The following is a 3,869-nucleotide window of genomic DNA, read 5'->3' as shown; positions in this document are numbered from 1 at the left end:
CCCGCTCTTGCCCGGACCCGTCGGCGACGTGCTCGGCTCAGAGGACGCAACCGGCGCAAACGAGGCAGCGTGCTGCGCGGCCGCACCGTTGATCGGTTGTGCCACAGCAGCGGGCGAAGGAGAAGTCACCGGAACACCGAAAGCGGCCGGCGTCGAAGGCGCAGGCAATCGGCCCTCGCCGGTCGGGAGCCCATCCGCGTTGGAAGGCGGAGTCGATGGGGATGACGGAAGACCACGGGCTGCCGGAGCGGCCGGTGGCGCCAAGGGCTTCACTGCGGCCGGCAAAGGTAGGAACGGCGCCGCAACGTTGGGCCCTCCCATGAACGCAACCAGCAGGAGGATGACATAGCCTCCTGCGAGCACAAGGGCTCCGAGCCCAATAAGCTTGAGCCTCCGCAGGCGTCGGCCTGAGGCGTCGACGAAGACAGGCCCACGCGGCGACGCGGATCCAGGCTGATCGGACGTTCTATTAAAAGCTGCCATCGGGCACCAACCTTAGAGGATTCGCATCCCGTAGCCCAAAAAGCGTCTTGTGCGACGATCCCGAGGGTTCAAGGTTCAAAACGGCTAGCGCTTCGCCAGCGTTCGCAGGAGTTTCAGGGCCACGGAGATCGACGCGAGGTCTACTTGCCCGGGTTTGGTGACCTCCACGAAGGTGTCCTTGATCCTTCCCAGCTGCTCCTGGCGTCCGCTCTCCCACTCCACAATGCGGTCCACGGCAGAGGCGCCGGAGGCCCCGCTCGCCCGGGTCGTCCGCATGACGGAAATCGTGATGTCGACGACGGCGGAATAGGCGTCGTCGCGGAGGGCTGCCCGAGCCAGGGCTTCCCACCGGCTTTGCCGCGGCAGGTCAGTGATGCGCAGCAACAGCGTTCCCACGCCGATCCAATGAATGACCGTGTGGTACATATCGGCGATGGTGGTGAGGGGTTCATCCACCTGCTCCGCCACCAGCGAGATGTCCAGGAGGGAAAAGCTCTCCAGCAAATCGGAGGCGCGCCGCCCCAGGTCACCCGGCATCCCGACGTCGTTCCAATGCGCCAACCGTTGCTCGGCGCGGTCAAGGTCCGAGCCGCGCAGGAATTCCGTGGTCCGGGTCCGCAGCAGATCCACGGTCGGCCCGATCCTCCTTAGGGCTTCCGCGACGGGTTGGTCCCGATGGTCATGCGTCACGTACCAGCGGGTTGCACGGTCAAGGAGCCTGCGCAGTGGAAGGGCCACCGCGGCGGCGTGTTCGCTGGGAAACCCGGGAGGCAGGCTGGCGATCCTGTCCACGAAGCGCTGCAGCTCATAACCCTCGCGGACAACCACGAAAGCCCTGGCCACTGCCGCCGCGGTGGCCGTGGTCTCCTCGATGGCGCGGAAGGCGAACGTGATCCCTCCAAGGTTGATCATGTCGTTGGCCACCACCGTGCAGATGATCTGCCGACGTAACGGGTGGGAGTCCAGTTCGGCATCAAAGCGCTCGGAGAACTGGCGGGGAAAATAGCCACGGAGGACCCGCTTGAACCAGGGATCGTCGGCGAGGTCGCTTGCGGTGAGCTCCCTCGCCAGCTCGATCTTCGCGTAGGCGGCGAGCACCGACAGCTCCGGAGAGGTCAGCCCAGTGCCTGCCCGCAGCCTGTCCTGGAGTTGTTCCGTGCTCGGCAGGGCCTCCAGGCCGCGGTCCAGGTCCGCTGCGTTCTCCAGCCAGTCCATGATCCGCTCAAAGCCGGGACCCAACTCCAGCGCCAGGTGCCGGTCATTGAAAAGGAGGACGTTCTGGTCCATGTTGTTTGCCAGGACCAGGCGGCTTACTTCGTCGGTCAGGGAATGCAGGAAGCCCGCTCGTTCCTCGGGCCCCATTTTCCCTGCCGCAATCATCCGGTCAACGAAGATCTTGATGTTGACCTCGTGGTCCGAACAGTCCACGCCGGCCGAATTGTCTATCGCATCGGTGTTGAGAAGGACACCGGCGAGTGCCGCCTCTATTCGGCCGCGCTGCGTGACGCCCAGGTTCCCGCCCTCGGCCACGATCCGGGCCCTGAGTTCGTTGCCATTGACCCTGATGGCGTCGTTGGCTTTGTCCCCCACCTGCGTTTGGCCTTCGGTGGAGGCTTTGACGTATGTTCCGATGCCACCGTTGTAGAGCAGGTTCATGGGCGCCCTAAGAATGGCCTGCATCAGGGCGTGGGGTGGCAGCGAGGCCGTCCCTGGATCCAGGCCGAGGGCGGTCCGGACCTGTTCCGTGATCCCGATGGCTTTGGCCCGGCGGGAGTGGACACCCCCGCCTTTGCTGATCAGTGAAGGATCGTAGTCGGCCCAGGACGAACGGGGAAGACCGAAGAGGCGCTTGCGTTCCTCGAAGGACGTTGCCGCGTCGGGGCTCGGGTCAAGGAAGATGTCCCGGTGGTCGAATGCCGCCACCAGTCGGATGTGCGGGGAGAGGAGCATTGCGTTTCCGAAGACGTCGCCGCTCATGTCTCCGATGCCGGCCACGGTGAAGTCTTCGCCTTGTGAATCCATGCCGAGCTCGCTGAAATGGTGTTTCGCGGATTCCCACGCGCCGCGGGCCGTGATGCCCATCTGCTTGTGGTCATATCCCACGGATCCCCCGGAAGCGAAGGCGTCGCCGAGCCAGAAGCCGTAGTCCCGGGCCACGGAATTGGCCGCGTCTGAAAATGACGCTGTGCCCTTGTCAGCTGCAACCACCAAGTAGTAGTCATCGCCGTCGTGGCGCACCACGCTGGCCGGGGGCACCACCGTTTCCCCGTCCGCCGTGGTGAGCAGGTTGTCGGTGAGGTCCAGCATGCCTTTGATGAAGATCTTGTAGCATTCCAGGCCTTCGGCGAGCCAGGCCTCGCGGTCCATGGCAGGGTCCGGCAATCGCTTTGGATAGAAGCCTCCTTTTGCTCCTGTGGGCACGATGACGGAGTTCTTCACGTTTTGTGCCTTGACCAGTCCCAGGACCTCGGTCCGGAAATCCTCGCTTCGGTCAGACCAGCGCAAACCCCCGCGCGCCAGGTTCCGAAGCGCAGATGGACGCCTTCCACCCGCGGCGAGTACACCCAGATCTCGTACTTCGGCCGCGGAAACGGGGCACCTGCAATCGCGGCGGGATTGAGTTTGAAGCTCAAGTGGGCCTTGCCTTGGAAGTAGTTGGTCCGCGTTGTGGCTTCGACGAGGTTCATGAACGTGCGCAGCAGACGGTCAGCGTCGAGGACAGGGATGTCGTCGATCGCGGCGAGCAACTCCTTTTTCGCGCCCGCGGTGTTCCTGCCGCGGTCAGGCTCGTCCAGCCCGGGATCGAACTTCGCTTGGAACAGGGCAAGGAGCGCGCGTGTTGCCCGGACGTTGCTGATCAGCGTGTCCGCGATGAATCCGTACGAGTTGGTGGTCCCCAGTTGCTGGAGGTATTTCGCGTAGCTTCTCAGGATTGCGGCCTGCCGCCACGCAAGCCGTTCCCGGATGACGAGTGCGTCGATCCGGTCGGATTCGATGTCCCCCCGCATGGCGGCCGTGAAGGCATCCGCGAGCAGTCCGCTGGTTCCCTCGGGGTCAACGCTGCCAGGAAACTTCACGCCGAGGTCGTAAAGAAACAGCTCCTGGCCGCCCCGCCGAAGCTCGAAAGGCCGCTGGTCCAGCACTTCGAGCCCGAGGTTATGCAGGAAGGGCAGGATCTGCGTCAGGCTCCTGGGCCTTGTCAGGTAAAGGCGGATCCGGGCGTCCTCCACGAGGGTGCTCGGCGCACCCGTCCTGATGTATACCGTGAGCAGGGGATCCCCGAACGGCCTGCCGCCTGCTCCGTCCAGGTCGAAGGTCTCGAAGTTGACGATGTCCCCGAGCGCGGCCTCCGCCTCGTAAACGGCGCGATAACCGGCGGGAAAGGC

1 pseudogene is annotated in these 3,869 nt (G+C 64.4%); it reads right to left on the bottom strand.

Features of this window, described 5'->3' with window-relative positions:
* Nucleotides 1–567: 567 nt before the first annotated feature.
* A pseudogene (locus AHiyo1_RS21580) lies at nucleotides 568–3,869 on the bottom strand (NAD-glutamate dehydrogenase domain-containing protein); the annotation flags it as partial.

Source organism: Arthrobacter sp. Hiyo1 (assembly GCF_001263615.2).
Classification (GTDB): domain Bacteria; phylum Actinomycetota; class Actinomycetes; order Actinomycetales; family Micrococcaceae; genus Arthrobacter.
This window is presented reverse-complemented; position numbering and strand designations above follow the sequence as displayed.